21 protein-coding genes are annotated in these 18,866 nt (G+C 64.5%); 9 read left to right on the forward strand and 12 right to left on the reverse strand.

Features of this window, described 5'->3' with window-relative positions:
• Positions 1-87: 87 nt before the first annotated feature.
• Both CH251_RS09970 and CH251_RS09975 read right to left on the reverse strand, forming a co-directional pair.
• Positions 88-2,217 carry an Rv1355c family protein gene (locus CH251_RS09970; protein ID WP_094613009.1) on the reverse strand — a complete coding sequence of 710 codons (2,130 nt, stop codon included), beginning with the start codon at positions 2,215-2,217 and terminating at the stop codon, positions 88-90.
• Positions 2,214-2,927, reverse strand: coding sequence for a hypothetical protein (locus CH251_RS09975; protein ID WP_094613010.1), 714 nt, complete (start codon positions 2,925-2,927; stop codon positions 2,214-2,216). The genes CH251_RS09970 and CH251_RS09975 overlap by 4 nt, the downstream gene beginning before the upstream one ends.
• A 140-nt stretch (positions 2,928-3,067) precedes the next feature.
• Between CH251_RS09975 and dcd the strand changes: the two genes are divergently transcribed.
• The 7 genes from dcd (at position 3,068) to CH251_RS10010 (ending at position 10,762) form a co-directional block, all read left to right on the forward strand.
• Positions 3,068-3,646 (forward strand): dCTP deaminase, encoded by a 579-nt coding sequence (gene dcd / locus CH251_RS09980; RefSeq protein ID WP_032396620.1) that lies wholly within the window; start codon positions 3,068-3,070, stop codon positions 3,644-3,646.
• Between the two features lie 169 nt (positions 3,647-3,815).
• Positions 3,816-5,360, forward strand: a complete 1,545-nt coding sequence (locus tag CH251_RS09985; RefSeq protein ID WP_094613011.1) for an Hsp70 family protein — start codon at positions 3,816-3,818, stop codon at positions 5,358-5,360.
• Positions 5,361-5,415: 55 nt separating this feature from the next.
• Positions 5,416-6,858 (forward strand): CYTH and CHAD domain-containing protein, encoded by a 1,443-nt coding sequence (locus tag CH251_RS09990; RefSeq protein WP_094613012.1) that lies wholly within the window; start codon positions 5,416-5,418, stop codon positions 6,856-6,858.
• Between the two features lie 81 nt (positions 6,859-6,939).
• Entirely contained in the window at positions 6,940-8,049 is a 1,110-nt protein-coding gene (locus tag CH251_RS09995) for a hypothetical protein (protein ID WP_094613013.1), read from the forward strand.
• Between the two features lie 150 nt (positions 8,050-8,199).
• Positions 8,200-8,487, forward strand: coding sequence for an ANTAR domain-containing protein (locus CH251_RS10000; protein ID WP_094613014.1), 288 nt, complete (start codon positions 8,200-8,202; stop codon positions 8,485-8,487).
• Between the two features lie 140 nt (positions 8,488-8,627).
• Complete coding sequence (locus CH251_RS10005) at positions 8,628-9,596, forward strand: Hsp70 family protein (protein ID WP_256978941.1); 969 nt, start codon at positions 8,628-8,630, stop codon at positions 9,594-9,596.
• Between the two features lie 50 nt (positions 9,597-9,646).
• Positions 9,647-10,762 (forward strand): fused (3R)-hydroxyacyl-ACP dehydratase subunits HadA/HadB, encoded by a 1,116-nt coding sequence (locus CH251_RS10010; protein ID WP_094613016.1) that lies wholly within the window; start codon positions 9,647-9,649, stop codon positions 10,760-10,762.
• Between the two features lie 188 nt (positions 10,763-10,950).
• Here CH251_RS10010 and CH251_RS10015 read toward each other — a convergent pair whose 3' ends face one another.
• The 5 genes from CH251_RS10015 to CH251_RS10030 are packed head-to-tail and all read right to left on the reverse strand — an operon-like array spanning position 10,951 to position 12,702.
• Positions 10,951-11,346 (reverse strand): VOC family protein, encoded by a 396-nt coding sequence (locus CH251_RS10015; protein ID WP_094613017.1) that lies wholly within the window; start codon positions 11,344-11,346, stop codon positions 10,951-10,953.
• A complete protein-coding gene (locus tag CH251_RS28240) occupies positions 11,343-11,471 on the reverse strand; it encodes a CGNR zinc finger domain-containing protein (RefSeq protein WP_179273431.1) in 129 nt (42 codons plus the stop codon). Before CH251_RS28240 ends, CH251_RS10015 begins: the two co-directional genes overlap by 4 nt.
• A 42-nt stretch (positions 11,472-11,513) precedes the next feature.
• Complete coding sequence (locus CH251_RS10020) at positions 11,514-12,008, reverse strand: hypothetical protein (protein ID WP_094613018.1); 495 nt, start codon at positions 12,006-12,008, stop codon at positions 11,514-11,516.
• Complete coding sequence (locus tag CH251_RS10025) at positions 12,008-12,208, reverse strand: DUF1737 domain-containing protein (RefSeq protein ID WP_094613019.1); 201 nt, start codon at positions 12,206-12,208, stop codon at positions 12,008-12,010. Before CH251_RS10025 ends, CH251_RS10020 begins: the two co-directional genes overlap by 1 nt.
• Positions 12,205-12,702, reverse strand: coding sequence for a helix-turn-helix domain-containing protein (locus CH251_RS10030; protein WP_094613020.1), 498 nt, complete (start codon positions 12,700-12,702; stop codon positions 12,205-12,207). Before CH251_RS10030 ends, CH251_RS10025 begins: the two co-directional genes overlap by 4 nt.
• 93 nt (positions 12,703-12,795) lie before the next feature.
• Here CH251_RS10030 and CH251_RS10035 point away from each other — a divergent pair, with 93 nt between their 5' ends.
• Both CH251_RS10035 and CH251_RS10040 read left to right on the forward strand, forming a co-directional pair.
• Positions 12,796-13,965 carry a thiolase family protein gene (locus CH251_RS10035; RefSeq protein WP_094613021.1) on the forward strand — a complete coding sequence of 390 codons (1,170 nt, stop codon included), beginning with the start codon at positions 12,796-12,798 and terminating at the stop codon, positions 13,963-13,965.
• A gap of 168 nt (positions 13,966-14,133) precedes the next feature.
• A complete protein-coding gene (locus CH251_RS10040; RefSeq protein WP_094613022.1) occupies positions 14,134-14,574 on the forward strand; it encodes an Hsp20/alpha crystallin family protein in 441 nt (146 codons plus the stop codon).
• Positions 14,575-14,638: 64 nt separating this feature from the next.
• Here CH251_RS10040 and CH251_RS10045 read toward each other — a convergent pair whose 3' ends face one another.
• The 5 genes from CH251_RS10045 to CH251_RS10065 are packed head-to-tail and all read right to left on the reverse strand — an operon-like array spanning position 14,639 to position 18,862.
• A complete protein-coding gene (locus CH251_RS10045; protein WP_094613023.1) occupies positions 14,639-15,265 on the reverse strand; it encodes a TenA family protein in 627 nt (208 codons plus the stop codon).
• Positions 15,262-16,014: a glutamine amidotransferase gene (locus CH251_RS10050; protein WP_094613024.1), complete on the reverse strand. Its 753-nt coding sequence runs from the start codon at positions 16,012-16,014 to the stop codon at positions 15,262-15,264. Before CH251_RS10050 ends, CH251_RS10045 begins: the two co-directional genes overlap by 4 nt.
• Positions 16,015-16,023: 9 nt before the next feature.
• Positions 16,024-17,052, reverse strand: a complete 1,029-nt coding sequence (locus CH251_RS10055) for a phosphotriesterase (protein WP_094613025.1) — start codon at positions 17,050-17,052, stop codon at positions 16,024-16,026.
• Positions 17,049-18,083, reverse strand: coding sequence for an ABC transporter permease (locus CH251_RS10060; protein ID WP_094613026.1), 1,035 nt, complete (start codon positions 18,081-18,083; stop codon positions 17,049-17,051). Before CH251_RS10060 ends, CH251_RS10055 begins: the two co-directional genes overlap by 4 nt.
• Positions 18,080-18,862 carry an ATP-binding cassette domain-containing protein gene (locus CH251_RS10065; RefSeq protein WP_045197204.1) on the reverse strand — a complete coding sequence of 261 codons (783 nt, stop codon included), beginning with the start codon at positions 18,860-18,862 and terminating at the stop codon, positions 18,080-18,082. Before CH251_RS10065 ends, CH251_RS10060 begins: the two co-directional genes overlap by 4 nt.
• Positions 18,863-18,866 lie beyond the last annotated feature (4 nt).

The following is an 18,866-nucleotide window of genomic DNA, read 5'->3' on the forward strand; positions in this document are numbered from 1 at the left end:
CTCGAGCGTCCGATTGTGCTCCAGGACCCCACTCCCGCCTCTCGTAGACGCAGTGCAGGACGGTTCCCCCTGGTCTTCGGCGGAATCCTACCCCGATACAGACGCTGAAACAGGAAGTCTGCGACTATGTATCGCGGTTTTCGGGGCGCAACTGAGCCGCAACACCAGTGCTACGGACTCGGTGCTTGCGATTTCAAGCAGGGTGTCGAACTCGAAACTCAACTGCTGCAGTGCTTCTGCGTGGTGTGTGGACAGTTGTCGATACTCCTCCGCGGTACGTGCGTAGAGGAACGCAGGGGAAACCGGTTGCACTGCCAATCCGCGCAAATGCGCAGTTACCCATACGTTCTCCGTTGCATATCCTCCCCTGATGTAATGCGCCGCGGTCGATCCTGGTACGACGACCACTGCAAGTGCCGAACTCGACAGCACTCGATCGCGCATATCGGTCCCCAGTGCCGCCCCTGCGTCCCAGGCATGCACGAGCTCCATCACGTCCGGCCGCTTGACGATCTCGAGCTTGGACAGGTCCGCCTCGTCGATCCCCAGCGTCGAGACCTCGATTCCTCGATCGGGATCGAGATCTCCCGGCCAGCGCAACTCGGAGAACATGTCACGGTGCAGGTGCGGTGTGAGATACCGGATTCGATCCGCTGCGGCGAGGATATTCGCGGCTGCGGCAATGGATTCGGGTGTCGTCAGCAGCACGGCCCGTCCGCCTTCTGCTGCTGCCGCAGCGGCGATGTCGGCGGCGATGTCCGCGTCCAGGGGCGCGCCGTTGCCCATCTCCCGGTTGGTGCACCGCTCGAGAACGCCGTCGAGCAGGCGTCGATCGGCGACGGGTTGTGGGTCGCCCGCACTCAGCGTGATCTGGACTCCGTGCTCGACGACATCGGTGCGGTCGAGCCTGCCCTGCGCGGTGGCCACCACTCGCGCGTTGAAGGCGGCCGCACCGACTGCAACGCAACTGCCGCGGAAGGCGATGTCGAGGGTCGAAGTTCGTGAACGATCGACCTCGATCCGCACGGTGCGTCCGTCGCGGGTGAAAGTCCACGGCTGACTGTTTCCGCCGGACGGCGCTCGACGGGCAGCCTCGAGAACGAGCGCGTCGGGATCGACGCAGGCCCGTCGGACGTCGACGGCGGTATCGACCGAGGGCTCCTGCATCCGACGCGTCGGGTTCGGGGGCGCGAGCGCGTCGAGATGGGTGTCGAGGTCTATGCGGATTCGTCCGGAGGGTAGGTGCGCTCCGGTGCCGAGGCGTCGAACGGCTGCGGCGATGGTGGCACCGCCGAGCTGAACGTCGCCGCCCAGTTGCGGCCAGGTCTCGATCGTTTCGCTCACTTCCACCATCGAAGCGGCCATGCGTGCCGAGAGCAGCGAGGCGTCGAGCTGGTCCAGCACTATCGGGATCTTGTCGCGGGTGCCCAGCCCCCGCAGGCTCGCAGAGTCGATCTCGCCGAGCACGCCGTGGAACACCGGGCGGTCGGGTTCGAGGTCGAAGCGTTCGACGTCGAGAAGTCCACGGTCGGAGGTCTCCATCAGTACCGGGATGCGTCGCGATCGGGCCGCCTCGCGGGCGCGGACCTTGACGTCGAGGGAGTCGCATTCCTCGACGAGTAGGTCGAGTCCGTCGAAGAACTCGTCGATGGTGTTCTCGGTGATGCCGTCCTCGGCGATTTCGACGCGCAGATACGGGTCGATTTCGGCAATGCGTCGGGCAGCGACGACCGCTTTGTTGACGCCGAGATCGAGTATGGACGCCGGAATTCTGTTGAGGTTGGAAAGCTCGATCTCGTCGAAATCCGCGAGGCGGAGCGTCCCGCAGATTCCTTCGAGTGCGAGGGTGTGGGCAATGGCGTGTCCGACGCTGAGTCCGATGATTCCTATCGTGAGATGTCCCAAGGAATTCTGTTCCGCGAGGGTTATCTTGTTCCTGTTCCTGTCCAGCCTCAGGTGTCGGAACGAGTTCGGTCCGAGTACGGCCACGACGGTTTTCCGCCACGGAAAGAAGACCCACCTGTCGCTTTCGTCGAGAAGGCTCTGCTCAGGGCTGGGAAGCAGTGAGTGCAGTCCTTTTCTTTGTGTCTTCCGCTCGTCCAGAAATGTGAGGGTCGGATCGCGTCTGAGTTCGTCGAGAGCGGCGCGCTGTGTGGCGTCCGTCTCGTCGAATATCACAGGCTTCCAGTGGTGGTCGGGTGTGTTTCGATCGTTCATGATGCGACTGCTTCCGGGAGTTCGACGGCTGCGCGGCGGTGTGCGAGCAGGGCGACCGTGTTGTGCCGCATCCGGCGCCAGGTGGCCAGCTCGGCGTTGAAGGCGAGTGTTGTTCTGTCCCACCAGAACACCTCTGTTCGATAGCGCTCGTCAGGGTAGGGAATCGGCGCGATCTGGGTGGCGATCACGGCTCCGGTGTCGAGCCATGCGGCACGGACGTGGGATGCCGCGGTGGCCAGGGCGTAGCGCGCGCCCAGAAGTGCGGTGCTGTAGGCGGGGGACTCCGCGATCATCGCGGTGACGGCGCGGCCGTGGGGTGCGTCCTGAGCGACCCATGCGGACTTGAGTTCGACCACTCCGTAGCCGATACGTTCGTCGAGCATGGTGTGCACGTGGCGGAGCCCTTCGGGATGTTCGGCGAATTCGATGAGCGCGTGCGATTGATCGACCGATGAATACGGTCCCTGCACTCGTACCCCGCCGACTATTTGTCCGGTTCGATCGAGTGCGGCGAAGAACAGAGCCGTGGTGCCGCCGTCACGAATGGTCGACATTTCGAGTGCGGCGGTCACACCGTGTCGCATGTAGCTTTCTTCTGCGCCGTCCAGGAATTGTTCCCACAAGGCTGGATTTTCGGCGGGAGTGGTGGCCAGAACGAGGCATTGAGATCTGTCGTCCCAGTACGAAGGGACGTCGAACGGAATTGTCATTTCACTCTTTCTGATAGGAGTTGCCCGAATGTGAATGGTCGTGCCGCTCGATTGTCCGGCTTTTCCTTTGTGGAGCTACGTGTCGTGATCGGGGCTCGGGTGTGTCGCGGGGGACCGCCCAGGACCAGTAGCCTGCAGAGGTGCTGCTCTCCGACCGTGATATCCGTGCCGAAGTGACCCTGGGAAACCTGGCGATCGAACCGTTCGACCCGTCGATGGTTCAGCCGTCGAGTGTCGATGTGCGGCTCGACAAGCTTTTTCGGGTGTTCAACAACACCCGCTACACCCACATCGACCCGTCGCTGCAGCAGGACGAGTTGACGACGCTGGTCGAACCTGCGGCCGGTGAGCCGTTCGTTCTTCATCCGGGTGAGTTCGTTCTCGGCTCCACGCTGGAATTGACGACGCTGCCGGACTACTTGGCCGGTCGACTCGAGGGGAAGAGCTCGCTCGGGCGGCTGGGTCTGCTGACGCACTCGACCGCAGGCTTCATCGATCCGGGCTTCAGCGGCCACATCACGCTGGAGCTGTCCAACGTCGCAAACCTTCCGATCACCTTGTGGCCGGGCATGAAGATCGGGCAGCTGTGTCTCTTCCGACTGTCCTCGCCGTCCGAGAATCCGTACGGCAGTGCCGCGGTGGGGTCCAAGTATCAGGGCCAGCGCGGGCCGACGCCGTCGAAGGCCTACCTGAATTTCGTTCGGTCGAGCGTCGAGTAAACGATCACGTAGTTTGTTTCATCGCTGCGAAACGTGGTGAATGTCCGGTTGTAGCGGTACTCTGGTGACCTGACGTGGGTTGGGGCCTACCAGAGCGAGGTTTCTAGTGTCCGCGGTTCCCGATGTGTCCGTACTCGGCGCTTCGTTGGGGTCGAGTGGTCTTCGCAGCGTGATCAACGACAACGCTCGCTCCGGCGCTGTCCTGGAAGTACACGAGCCCGTCGCATCCCGACCCGCACCCAACGGCCTCGCTCCCGATCCGTGGGATGCCGTCATCACATCGGTACACAATCTGGCGACCGAGTACGCGTCTGCGGACTTCTACCCGGTGCTCGCGCTGCGCGAAAGCGCCCCCAAGACGGCCTACGACCAGGACTTTTCCGACGGCGTTGTGCTCGTGTCCGAACTCGGTGCGCAGTTGGGCGCGCTGCGTGAGACGCGGGTGCTGGCGGGCGAGCGCTGTGTCGCTCTGTTCGACGTCGGTGCATCCGGTACCTCGGTCTCCGTCGTGGACATCGACAGCGGTGACGTCATCGCGTCGCGTCGTACGGACGCGCTCAGTGGTGACGACTGCGACCGGGTGCTGTGCGATCACCTCATCGCGACGTTCGGTGCGGCCGAGGCGTTGACGGTCGAGGCTCGGCGGCGGCTCGTCCACGACGTCCGCGACGGGAAACACGAACTGGCACTGCTTCGTAGCGTGTCGATCATCGGACCGTTCGTCGGCGGCCGTGCGTCGCTGTGGCGTGGCAATCTCGACGAGCTCATCGGCGGCGCCGTGCATCGTGCCGTCTCGATGGCCGTCGACGTGCTCGACGAGGTGGGTGCGCAGGGCATTCACGTCGACGCCATCGTCGCCGTCGGCGGTGGTGCCAACATGCAGATAATTCGGCAGGTCCTGTTCGACGCGGTCTCGATGCCGGTCTACGTGCCCGAGCAGCCGGAACTGCTGGCGGCGCACGGCGCTGCTGGGATCGCTCGGACGGTGGGTCTGCGGCCGACGCCGGCACCGCCCGAGGTGCTCACCGATCGGTTCGCTGCCGTGGATCGAGATTCCGCAGACCTGAAGGTGGCGGCGGTTGCCCCGGTGGCCTCGAAGCGCCCGCGGCACAGCGACACCTCCTCCAAGCGCATGACCAGGGTCAACAAGTCCCGACACCTCGGTGGCGCGCTCGCGGCACTCGTCGCGGTGTGCGCAGCCGGCACCGTGGTCACTGCGGCGGCGCGCACCGGTGGCGACGATCCAGCGCCGTCGGTGAACAGTTCGCAGGACTCCTCACAGACCGTTCGGTCGCAGTCCGTGGTGCCTGCCGCCGATGGGTCACCCGCCGACCCCACCGGATCGTCGGTGCCGCTCGTGACCACGACGGCACAGACCTCCCCTCCGGTCGGCGCACCGGCGTCGTCGCCGTCCTCGTCATCGGCCGACGCACCGACCACGGCGGGCGCGGCGAGCACCACCGCAGCTCGGCGCACCGTGGCCACGACCAGTGCCCCGTCCGACATCCAGGAGACGACGGCACCCGACAGGCCCACCCCCGATCGGTCGACCGTGGTGCCGACGACGGTCCCACCAGTCACCACGACTCGGCCGACCACGACGCGCCCCGCCACGACGACCAGGGCCACGACGACGACGCGTCCCCCGACCACCACGCGGTCCACTCGGACGTTCGATATTCCGTTCCCGGACTTCGACTTTCCGCGACGCTGACCGGTCTGCGCTTTCCGGCTCCATCGGCCCCGGTACTCGAGGCAGGATGAGAGGTATGGAGTCGATTCAGACCGAGCGCGAAGACAAGTTCGACGTCGACGCAGATTTTCAGTTGCCCACTCTCGCTTCACTGGTGCCCGCAGGCGGCGCACTGGCATCGAGCGAGACCGACCTGAGCAGTGAGTACTTCGACACTGCCGGCCACGACCTGTTGCGGCGCGGAATCACGGTTCGGCGTCGTACCGGTGATTCCGACAACGGCTGGCACGCGAAGGTCCCGGCGGAGAAGGCGCGGACCGAGATTCGGCTCCCCCTCGGCAACAGTGCGCACAATGCGGTGCCGGACGAGCTGAACGACGTGCTGCGCGGTGCGGTGATGGGGGCGGAGTTGTCCGCGGTCGCGACTCTGACGACGCATCGAACGATTCACACCGTGTCCGACGCCGATGGGGCTGTGGTCGCGGAAGTTGCCGACGACGAGGTCTCTGTCGTCCTGATCGGCGGCGCGACCGGACCGCGGTGGCGGGAGGTCGAGGTGGAACTCGGACCCGCAGGCTCGGAGTCGTTTCTGAAGAAGGCGGGAAAGATGCTGCGCGCCGCCGGTGCTCGGCCGTCGGCGCATCCGTCGAAGCTGGATCGGGCGCTGTCGGTGGTGCGCCAGGTGCCCGCCGAACCCGGGGTGGTGCTGTTGGCGGACTATCTCGACGATCAGGCGCAGGCGATCGTTGCGGGCGATGTCTATCTGCGTCGAGGGCTGGATCCGATTCATTCCACGCGGGTGGCGATTCGGCGATACCGCAGTACTCTCCGCGTGTTCGGGAGCTTGTTCGAGGACGAGCCCGCCGCGCAGCTCGAGGCCGAACTGTCCTGGTATGCAAGCATTCTCGGTGAGGTGCGCGATCGTCAGGTGCAGCGTGCCCGGTTCGCGGCTGCGTTGCGCGAACTGCCGCCGGAACTGGTGCTCGGGCCGGTCGCGTCGCGCATAGAGAACGACCTGCTGGCCGAGCAGATTCGGTACCGCGAGGCGGCGATGACCGAACTCGACGGCGACCGCTACCGTGCGCTGCTCACGACGCTGTCGGAGTGGTCGCGCGGGCTACCGATCGACGGCGAGGTCACCGATCGCGTGTTGGTCAAGCTGGCGCGCAAGGCAGGGAAGAAGGCGATCGATCGCACGAAGAGTGCCGTGCGCGGCACCGACGACGAGGCGCTGCATCGCGCACGGAAGGCGTCGAAGCGCGCGCGGTACGCGGCCGAGTTGGTTGCGCCGGTGGTGGACAAGAAGACGTCGAAAGCGAACATCAAGCACTTCAAGACGATTCAAGAGGTGCTGGGGGAGCATCAGGACGCGGTGATCGCGGCCGAAATTCTGCGGACTCTCGGCGCGCGAGCAGGGACGACGGCGGGGGAGAACGGATTCACGTTCGGCCTGCTCTTCGAGCGCGAGCGCCGTGCCGCGGAGATGGCCCGGGACGAGGCGAGCAGGTTGGAGTTCTGATCGTCGAAACCGGTTTATTTCCCCGATTCTAGGCTCGAAGGGTACTCTGAGTCGGAATCGAATTCGGGGGAGTCGACGATCATGGCCATTGCGCTCGGGGTGCACGTCGGTGTCGAAGAAGTGTCCGCCTCGCTGGTCGAGGCCGATCTGCCCGAACTCGGGCCCATTTCCACTCGCACGGTGTCCGTTTCCGCGGTTCCCGGCGGTGTCGGTGACGCCGTCACCACGATGCTCGGAATCATGAGGGTACAAGCGGCTCAGAACGACCTGCTGATCAGCGGTTCCGGGGTGGTCTGCGACAGCATCGCGCTCTGCGGGATCGTTCGCGCCGCTCTGGCCGCCCATCATGTTCGCGACGTCGGGGTGGTGGATGCCGGCGATCCTCGATTGAATGCCGACTGTTCGCTCGACATCGCGGCGGCACTGTTCGGCACCGCCGAAGCTCCCGCGGCGTGGACGGGCGAGTCGGTGGCCGCCCCTGCGGAGGCGGTCGACGAGGTCTGGGCCGGTTCCGGGAGCAATACGGCCGGTACGCCACGCAGCGCGCGATTGACGATGATCGGATTGGGCGTCGCGGTTCTCGCGGCACTGAGCGGAGCCACGGTGTGGGCACTGTCGGAGGCCGGTCCGACACAGAATGCCGTGGTCGACAGCGCGGATCCGACCGAGATGCCGTCGGCCGGGGGCAGCGAAGTCGCATCGTCGACGGTGGCGGTGGTCGCCGATTCGGCGGTCCCACCTGTCGGCCCGTCGGCTGCTCCGCGTGTCGAGGCCGGAGTGTTCGAGGCCCCCGTGTACGGGCCGGTGCCGGTCGGTACCTGGAGCGAAGCGCTCCCCGCGGGTCCGATCCCCACTTCGTCCGGCGAGGTGTCGTCGAGCGGCGGCAACTCCGGTGCTGTCCAGCCAGGTGGCGGCAGACCCGGCGCGGTCACCGGCGGAGGCGGCGACGATGACAGTGGCGACTCGGACGGCGATGGGGGCGGCGGGGCACCGGGCGGCGGCAACCCGGGTGGCGGTGGATCCGACGGTGGTGATTCGGGTGGAGAAGAAACGCCGACCGTCGATCCGGAACCAGAGCCCGAGCCCGAGGTTCCGACGACCACGGACCCGTCCGAGCCGACCACCGAGGTTCCGGTCACCACCGAACCCACCACCGTCGACGAAGAACCGTCGGTGAGTCCGGTCGAATAGCCCCGATTCGTTGATTCCATTGTGAGCGAGCGGCTTTGATACTCGGACAAGTCCTTCGCGTGACGGGTGTGTGAATTCGACTCCGACACCTGAACTTCTGCTCACGCGTCGCTACCATCGAGTGATCGACCAGTAGACGGTGAGTATTCGATGACCGACCATCCCGCAGCAGAACCGGTGACCCGCACGACCATCGACAGGGCAGTGGGTGTTCTCATCGCACTGCGTGGCTGTAGTCCGGAGGATGCGTTCGCCGAATTGGCGGCGCACAGCTTCCGTTTCGATGTCTCCCTCGTACAGTCTGCTCGCTCCATCGTCGCGGCCGCGCGTGGGATGGACTCGGCGAACGGCGTTGCCTGTTCGGCGATGACGTCGGCGCAGGAGGAATGGGGCCCGCTGCTGGCGGACCGTCGAGATCCTTACGATCACGTCGCCTGAGATCGGGCGACACTTGTTCGGCTGCTTGTTATATCTCCCAAAACAAACCAAAAGTTCATTCAGATACCGAGATTGCTGTCCAGACGGCGGTTCGGCGGCTACTATCGGCAGGTCGGAGTAGCCAGTCGAGTCGAGGAATCATGAGAACAGTCCTTGGTGTTTCGGTGGGTTCTGCCACTGCCCGAGGGGTCGCAGTCGATGCGATCGACGAGTCGGTGCGGTCGGCCCACATCGTTCACTCGTTCGATCCTGACGACCACCTTCAGGTGGCCATCGACTTGCTGGACTCCATGTCGCGCGACCAGATGGTCGACAGAACAGACATCGTGTTGGCGGTGCCCGACGATCCCGGTGCTCGCGCGCGTACGTCCGCCTACTCCACGTACGAGGCCGATCGCCTGCTTGTTGCCTCCGAACTCGGAGCTCAACTGCGGTATCTGCGGGGCACGGGCCAGCTCGAGGGCGCTCGTACCGTCGCGGTCTGCGACATCGGGGCGTCCGGCACCACGATGTCCGTCGCAGACCCGGCCACCGGTACGGTCTTCAGTTCGGTGCGCACCACGCTGTTCGGGGGCAACAGCTGCGACGAGCAGCTTGCCCGCTACTTGCTCTCGACGTACGGAGCGGACGAGTTGGCGTCCGATCGCGCCCGAGCAGAATTGACGGTGTCGGTCCGAACCGCGCGCGAGCAGCTATCCCGACTGCGGGTGGCGGAAGTTGCCGGACCCTTCGTCGGTGGTCCGGTCAGGTTGTGGCGCAATACCTTCGACGATGTTCTCGAGCGCAGCATTCGTTCGTTGGAGGACTGGGTGGCCAGTGTCATCGTCGACGCGCCCTGTGCCGTCCACGCGCTGGTGATGGTCGGTGGCTGCGCCAATATTCCGACGCTGAGGCGCCTGTTTCGCCGTGATCTGATGCTGCCGGTCGTCGCACCTGCCAATCCGGAGTCCCTCACTGCGCACGGTGCGGCTCTGATGGCAGTCGACGCGGTCGCGTCGCGTCGACACCGCCCGCGTGGTGCCACGATCGCCAACGTTGCGCCGTCGCAACACGCCTCGATGGTGGGCATGGTGGGCTACCACGACACACCGCGACACCGCTCGGCTTGAACCCGCCGGCCTGGCCAACGAACGCCGTTGTTCGGTAGGTTGCTCGGGTAATGGTGAACAGTGGGGTACGAGACGGTGGGACAACAGTGGCAGAGCAGGTAGCGGAGTCCGGTACGGCAGCAACCGACGGGGAGGCATTCGATCCGGCGGAACATGCTCGGAGCATGGTCGGTTATCACTACCGCACCGAGGACTACTACGAGGTGGGCCGCGAGAAGGTCCGTGAATACGCCCGTGCCGTCCAGGATTTCCACCCCGCCCACTGGGACGGCGACGCCGCCGCCGCGCTGGGTCACAGTGCCCTCGTCGCACCTCTGACGTTCATGTCGCTGGTCGGCACCCTCGCGCAGAAGAAGCTTCTTCAGTCCATCGCCGAGGGCTACGACCTGAGCCAGATTCTGCAGACCGATCAGGTGCTGGTGTTCCAGAAGCCGATCCTTGCCGGCGATCAGCTGACCTGCGATGTGTCGCTCGATTCGTTCAAGACGGTCATGGGCCGCGACATGATGGTCACCAAGAACGTCGTGTCCAACCAGAAGAACGAACTGGTGCAGACGACGTACACCACGCTCCTCGTCGGTCGGTCCGGCGAGATCGATCCGGCCATCGCCGAGTCTGCCAAGAACTTGGTGATGTTCGGCGCGACGACGGACGTCAGCGGTGCCGATTCCGGCGAGAGCGGCACACTGTCCACTCCGCAGGAACACGAACCGCTGGTCGTCGAGGAGTACCGGGGTCGGCCTACGCAGAAGTTCGACGACGTGAACGTCGGCGACGAACTGCCGCCACGCACGGTGCGCCTGACCCGCGGTGACCTGGTCAACTACGCAGGTGTTGCCGGCGACGCGAACCCGATTCACTGGAGTGAGCAGTTCGCCAAGCTGATCGATCTCGAGAATGTGCTGGCCCACGGGATGCTCACGATGGGCGTCGGCGGCGGCTACATCACCGAATGGCTCGGCGACCCGGGCGCTGTGAAGGACTACACCGTCCGCTTCACCACGCCTATCCCGGTGGACACCCACAAGGCCGCCGAAATCGTCTTCACCGGCAAGATCAAGTCCAAGGACGAGGCAACTCGTACTGCAGTGATCTCACTGGGCGCGACATTCGAGGGCAAGCGAATCTTCGGCCACCGCGCTACGGCAACAGTGCAATTGGGCTGAGTGCCTGCGGCAGTGGTGTGGTTGAGTGCCCTGGGCGGCACTCATTCACACCACTCGATGCTCGGGCGACTGGCGAGTTGGTGGGTGGGGCCGCCTTTGCCGCGGATCGGCTCCCCAGTTTTGGATTCCTGACTCCGATCGGCGTCGGGTATCCATATGTGGGGAGCTGATCTGCAGGTGCGCCAGGCTCACGCTCTCACGAAGATGCAGAAGGGGTGGCCGGCCGGGTCGGCATAGATTCTGATCGGTTCTTCTGGATCGTCTCGCAGGTCCCGCAACAGTCGCGCACCCAGTTCGATTGCGCGCGAATGCTCTTCGTCGAGTTGCTCGACGGTGTCGACGCGGAAGTCCAGGTGCAACATCTGGGGGTGTTCGCCGTCCGGCCATGTTGCGGCCGGCAGTGCGGCGATCTGCTGAAACGCAATTCGCCACGAACCGTCGGGTGCGGTGATCGCGAGCCAATCCGGATCGACCAGTTCGGCGTCGCCGGGGATGTACTCGAATCCCAGTAGTTGCCGATAGAACTCTGCCGACTCACGGGCATCGGTGCAGTCGAGAACCACTTGATGTACCGAAATGTTCATGATCTGCCCTTCTTGACGGCGTGGTGTCGTGCCGCGCGCGCCCGATAGCCGCATGCTCCGCAACACCATTGCTTATCGGGTCGATCCTGCAGGAACAGTTGACCGCATCGCGAGGCTTCGCACAACGCCAGGCCAGCAAGGTCCTGCGGGGACCTGAACGTATGGCGTCAGCGTCGGTCGACTACGTATTGGATGCCGGCGAACACGGCACCGATCACGATCGACGCCGTCAAGCATTCGATCAGGAATACGAGACTCGACTCTCTGAACAGCGGCGACTCCGACATCTGCGCGGCCATCGAGTCGGGGTGAACCAAGGCAATGCCGGAGACCTGCGGCGGACTGACGGCGGCGGCGGCCCACACGGAAGCTCCGAGAAACATCGACGTCGGCAGCGGCCACCAGAACGGCGACTGCCGAGATCCTCGAATCCGAGCTGCCGCTGCAACCACGCACAGTGTCAGTGCACCGATGACGAGCGACGACGGAAACCACGGCGGACCCTCTTCGGTGAACAGTTGCGCGTAACCGACGATCGACACGCTTCCGCTCTCGCCGGATACAGCCGCTGGGTCGAAGGGTGCAAGGGGCGCGGCGAAGTGCCACAGAAGGGAGAGCGTCGCTGCAAGGACAACGCCCAAAGCTGCTGCAATCGAGCGCATCAAGGCTTGCTGTCCAGCGGTGGCTCACTCGATCCCGGCCACATGACTGCCTGGGCCACCACTACCCCTCGATGGCCGTAGGTCAAAGCCGGTCCACCGTGGAGCTCGTACCCGAGGTTCAGGGCATCGCTGACGCGGTGGCAAAATGCGGCGTCGTCTGGGCCGGTCAGGACTCGGTATCGAGGCAAACGTCCGGTCATGCATCGAATTCTGGCACAGCTCGGTGCCGCGCGATCTGTACTCTCAGCTCGCTCATCGGCACTTCCGCGCCGTTGTTGTCGGTGATGCGGACGTGCACTGGATTTTCCTGCGCATCAACCACATTGAAGGGACCGTCATCGTCCTGTAGATACTCGTCGCCCCATTGCATCAACCCGAGTACGACGGGCAGCAGGTCTTCCCCCATTTTCGTCAGGACGTACTCGTAGCGCGTTCGTCCTTTGTCGGGGCGGTAGGGCTGTTTGACGAGGATTCCGACGTCCACCAGCTCCTTGAGTCTGGCCGCGCTGCTGGCATCGGTGATGCCCACGCGTCTGCTGAAGTCGTCGAACCTCGTCGTGCCGTAGAACGCCTCGCGCAGGATGAGCATGGTCGATCGGGTGCCGACCACCGACAGCGCGCGTGCGATGGAGCAGCGGTCGCCGGCTGTCCAGCTGCCGAGATCGGACAGGGGACCGTCCATGTTGAGGGGCATGTCACGATAGTACTGACTTTACAAAACTATAGCTAGCTCGTACGGTGGTGCCAGCGATCCGATAGGAACGGATCGATCGGACAAGGAGCCGTCATGAGAGACGCAGTCATCGTCGAGGCAGTCAGAACCCCGGTCGGACGGGGCAAAGCGAACGGAACTTTGCATCCCGAGCATCCTGTGGACCTGATGGCCCATAGTCTGCGGGAAGTTGTGCAGCGCAGTGGAATAGACGCGAACCAGATCGACGACGTCATCGGTGGTGTCGTCACCGCAGTGGGTGATCAGGCGTCGAACATGACTCGCCGCGCGGCGCTGGCGGCGGGCTACCCCGAATCCGTGCCTGCCACCACGGTGGATCGTCAGTGCGGAAGCAGTCAGCAGGCGATTCACTTCGCGGCGCAGGGCGTGATCTCCGGAGCATACGATCTGGCGATTGCGGCCGGGGCGGAGTCCATGAGTCGAATCCCGATGGGCTCCAACATGATCGGTACCGAAGATCCTGCGGGTGTTGCGTTCGCCGAGAGGTACCCCGAGGGTCTGGTGCCGCAGGGCATCAGCGCCGAATTGATCGCTGCGCGATGGGGTATCAGCCGCACCGAGATGGACGAGTTCGCATTGTCCAGTCACGCGAAGGCCGCGGCGGCAACCGAAGAAGGACGCTTCAAGCGAGAGATCACCGCCATCCGTGGGCTCGACCGCGACGAGGGGATCCGTACCGGGTCGACGCCGGAGGCCCTGGCCGGGCTGCGTCCGGCCTACTACAGCGACACCATGGCGCAGCGGTTCCCCGAAATCGAATGGAACATCACCGCGGGCAACGCAAGTCAGATCAACGACGGTAGCGCCGCGGTCATGATCACCACCGGCGAGAAGGCGAAGGAACTCGGGCTCGCTCCGATGGCCAGGCTGCACAGCTTCGCTGTGGTCGGCGACGATCCTCTGATGATGCTCACCGCGGTCATCCCGGCCACACGGAAAGTGCTCGCCAAGGCCGGGCTGACGATGAACGACATCGACCTGTTCGAGGTCAACGAGGCCTTCGCCTCCGTGGTGCTCGCGTGGGCCAAGGAGACCGGCGCCGATCCGAGCAAGGTGAACGTCAACGGCGGTGCCATCGCGATCGGTCACCCCCTCGGCGGCAGCGGTGCGCGCATCATGACGACGATGGTTCACGCGCTCGCCGAACGTGAGCAGCGCTTCGGACTGCAGGTGATGTGCGAGGCGGGCGGCCTGTCGAACGCGACCATCGTCGAACGCCTGTAAGTGCCTGCGGCAGTGGTGTGTTTATGTGCCCCAGGCGGCACATGAACACACCACTGCGTAGCAATTCCCTCTTGGCACTCTCCGGTGGAGAGTGCTAATTTGGGTCTCGCACAGTGAGAGGCGGCCCGCCGCTGGGGCGGACGCATCGTCGTACAGGAGGTGGTTGCTGTGCTTCGCTTCGATCCGTTCCGTGACCTCGACTCGATTGCTGCCGGGATGCTCGGCGCGACCAGTGGTTCGGACCGTGCACCCAGGTTCATGCCGATGGACCTGTACAAACTCGATGACCACTACGTTCTCAACGCGGATCTGCCCGGTGTCGATCCGGGCTCGATCGATGTGGACGTCGATCGCGGCACTCTCACGTTGACCGCGCATCGCACCGCGCCCACCAGTGATGGCGTGCAGTGGCTTTCGTCGGAGCGATTCGCCGGAACGTATCGTCGCCAGCTCTCGCTCGGTGACGGTGTCGACGCGGAGAAGATCTCGGCCTCCTACGACAACGGCGTGCTGACGGTGACGATTCCCCTCGCTGCCCGCGCCAAGCCACGCAAGATCGAGATCGCCCACGACAACACGCAACGAACCATCGAGACCCAGACCGCCTGAGTGCCGAAGCAGTGGTGTGGTTGGGTGCCCCCTGCGGCACCCAACCACACCACTGCCGCAGGCACTAGTTCATCGCCGCGTTGTGGAATTCGTTCTCGGCGGCCAACATTCCTGCGAACCACTCGTCGAGCGTTGCATCGTCCACAGCGTTCATGGCGTCGACCTCTCGGGCCAACGCGTCGACCTGCGCCACGAAGGCAGGTCGGGTGTGCATTTCTATCCACTCCTGCAGCGCCGGTTCGCGATCGGCCGACGTATCGAGTGCTGCGCTGCACCAGGACAGGTACAGGGTCTCGGCGGCGAACATCGCCACCAGTGCCGCAGCCCTACCGTCTCGACGGGCAAGTCCCAGTGCGTAGTCGGACAGCACGGACGAACTCTCGATCAACTCGTCGATGTCACCGTCGTACGGAAACTGCTCGCGTAGCCCGGCGAAGTACTCCCGCTGCTCACCGACGAGATTCGACAGTGACACCACATGATCGGTTGCGTCGTCCAAGGACACGGACTCTGCGACGACGAGTCCCAGGATACGCACCGCGGTGAGTACGAACGCCTCCTCGATCACCAGGTAACGCCGGAAGTCGTCGTCGCTCAATGTGCCGTCGATCGATTCGACGATGAAGGGAACTCGCTGCGCAGCAACGAGGTTGTGATGTTGCCGCGCAATCAGTTCGGCGGAGCGACTCATTCCGCGGACAACCAGGTGATCAGGCCGTCGAACAGATCGGCGTAGCCGAGCCACTGCTCGCAGAACTCCGGCGGTGCCCAGTGCGGCGAGCAGTCCGAGGTGAAGACCGCCGAGCGGCCCTTGCCATATGTGCCCGCAGCGACGAGCGGATCTCCGTTGATGGTGGCGGGGACGGCAACTCCGTCTTTGGCGATCACTCGGTTGTAGCCCAGCAGTGCAGGCCACTCGATCCCACTGGCGCTCACTGTGGGGTGCTTGTCGTCGACGACCACGGGGACCATGCCGCCGGGGGTCTCCACGCGATCGTCTTCGGCGAGCATCGTCACCGGGAGAGCGTCTGCGAGTGCTGTCTGCCGAAACGCGGCTCGAGCCTGGAATCCGGAGAACGAGAGGTAACCGCCGATCATCAGCAGCGCACCGCCGTCGTGCACCCAGTTCCTGAGCTCCACCAGTCGGTCCTCGCCCGCCTGAAAACGATCGAAGACGTTGGGCGCGAGCTGAATCGAGTTGGCACCGATGTCCGAGAGGACGATGACGTCGTAGGCGGACAGAGCCTCGGCGTTACCGGGGAACTGCGTCGGCACCAGATGCGCCGGCATGTGCACCACGTCGTGTCCGCGGGAGACCAGGGCATCCTTGAGTGGTCCGACACCCTCGACGTAGGAGTGCACGGTGAATTCGTCGACGCCTTTGACGTGCGTCGAGGTCGTCATCCAGCTTTCACCGGCGATCAGAACTTTCTTACCCATGGTGGTTCTCTATCCTTTTCCGGCGCTCTCGAAGAGCGACCTCGGGTTGTCTCGCATGAGCGAGGACACGTGCTGGGGATCGATTCCGCTTCGCACGAGTCTTGCTGCGAAAGAGACTGGTACGTAGGCCAAACCGTTGCCACCGAATGTGCGGAGCATCGACTTGAGGAACAGGTCGTGACTGAGGAGCAATTGCCGTCGGTATCCGCCGCCGATGAGACCGGCGACCGCGAAGGCGGTGTCGGCGGGCGACGGAGACTGGCCCTCACCCGGGAACTCGAAGGGCATGCCGATCATGTCGAATTCCAGATACACCCCGCGATCACCCAGAGCGCATTGGTAGTCGGGATCGTTGCCAGACGGGTCCATGTGGCAGAGCACCACAGCACTCGGGTCGACACCCATCTCCTCGAGGACGATGTCGAGCACTTCGTGCCCACGCCGCTGCCAGCCCGGAAGGTGAACGAACAGTGGTACAGCGACTTCTCGTTGCGCAACGCATGCCGCGCGTAACGCCTTCTTCTCGGCGGCGGTGAACGACGGCGAGACACCGATCTCCCCGATGACCCCGGGGCGAGGCCCGTTGTTCGAGGAGAACTCGGCAACGAGTCCCGACGCGAGTTGGTCGATGCTCAGCGAGTCGACCTCGGCCGGGTGCGTGGCCTCGAGGTACCAGCCCGAGCCCATGACGACCCGGACCCCCGAGTCGCGGGAGTATCGTTCCAGTATCTCGGGTCGACGACCGATGCCCGGTGGTGTCAGATCGACGACGGTCGTCCCGCCGTGGTCGGCAAAGGTTTTCAGGTCCGCCAACACAGCCGCCGCGTCGTCGATCCGACAATTGTCGGCGCTGTGATACGGATTGTCGTGCAACAGCCAGGCGTCCGAGGCGGAGATCGGCCCGGAGAGGATTTGCGCCACAGTGGGATCGGGCGATTCCGAGTACGCCACCGAGGCGTCGTTGTGCAGGTGCTCGTGTGGTAACACCAGCCCCAGCTCGCTCGAGTCGACCGGCCCCGTGACCGTCCGGACGATCACTGCTTGCCCGGTGCGCTCTGCAGGTGCTTGAACAGTGACGCCAACGAATGCCCACGCATGTTGATCCAGATGGCGACGAGCAGCACGATTCCGGTGATGATCGGCGTGAGGAAGGGGCTCACGCCGAGCAGCGTCAGCCCGTTGGCGATGATGCCGGTGAGGACCGCACCGATCACGGTGCCGACCACCGTGCCTCGTCCCCCGAACAGGTTGGTACCACCGAGCACCACCGCGGTGATGACGGTCAGCTCGAAACCGTTGGCGGAGTTGGCCGAGCCCGATCCCAGTCGTGCGGCGATGAGCAGGCCCGCAATGCCTGCGGCAAGACCGGTGAACACCAGCGTCATCATCAACACTCGACGGGTGTTGACGCCGGAGCGTCGAACGGATTCGACGTTGGAACCGATCCCGGTGACGTAGCGGCCGAAGCGTGTGCGGCTCAATGCAACTGCGCCGATGACGACCACGGCGAGGGCGATCCACGCGCTCGCCGAGAATCCGAGCCAGGACGCAGTGCCGAGCTTGGCGAACGCGGTGCCCGGGGTGATGGGGACCGAGAAGCCCTCGGTGCGGTACAGCGCGATGCCGCGGATGATGGACAGCGTGGCGAGGGTGACGATGAACGGTGGAATGCCCTGGTAGGCAGCGAGCCAACCGTTGACCAGGCCCCATGCTGCGCCCATCAGTGGAGCCGCGACGAACACCACCGAGGAGTCGACGCCTGCCTGGATGAGCTCGGCGCTCATCGCGGCGACGAAGGCGACGGTCGCTCCGACGGATAGGTCGATCTGGCCGGTGGTGATCACGAACGTCATCGCGACGGCGATGATCAGAACCGGCGCGATCTGAGTGGCGAGGTTGGAGATGTTGGTGAACGTCAGGAACGACGACGTGGTCACCGAGAAGACGAGAGCCACCGCGACGGTGACCGCGAGCATGGCCAGGGTCGGCTTGTTGGTCTGCTGCCACAGTGTCGGTCGCGCAGCGAGTTTCGCGACACTGGGCTGTGCGTTCTTGTCGAGAGTGCTCATGGGCGGCCTTCCGGCGAGGACGGTGAACGCTGGGGAACCGGAGTGCGAGTGATCAGGCCGACGAGCGATTCGATGTTCAGCTCACCGATCGGTACGTCGTCGACGCTCTGTCCCTCGTACATGACGGTGATCCGGTCGCAGACCCGGAACAGATCCTGCAGGCGGTGGGTCACGAGGATGACGCCGACGCCCTGTGCCGCAACGTCCGTGATGAGTTTCAGGACCGATTCCACCTCGGCGACGGCCAGTGCGGCCGTCGGTTCGTCGAGGATCAGCACGTCGGGACGGAACGAGACGGCCCGGGCGATGGCGACGGTCTGCCGCTGCCCGCCCGAGAGTTGGCCGATCTCCTGGTACGTCGACTTCACTTTGACATGTAGGTCCGCGAGGATCTTCGCGGCACGTTCGTGCATGCCGTGCCGGTCCAGGAACGGTCCCTTGCGGGGTTCACGGCCGAGGAACAGGTTGCTCGCGACGTCGAGGGTGTCGCACAGCGCCAGGTCCTGATAGACGATGCCGATCTTCTGCTGCTGCGCATCGAGCGGTGTCGAGAAGCGAACCGGTTCTCCGTTGACTCGCATCTCACCACCGTCATGTTGAACGGCACCGGCAAGGATTTTCATGAGCGTCGACTTGCCGGCGCCGTTGTCTCCGACGACGCCGAGTACTTCGCCGCGTGAGAGCCGGAGGTCGACTCCCTGCAACGACTTCACCGGGCCGTACGATTTGGTGATTCCCGACAGTTCGATCAACGGTGTTGTCGGATCATGTTGTGCCATAGGG

It is taken from the genome of Rhodococcus sp. 06-462-5 (assembly GCF_002258315.1).
GTDB lineage: Bacteria > Actinomycetota > Actinomycetes > Mycobacteriales > Mycobacteriaceae > Rhodococcoides.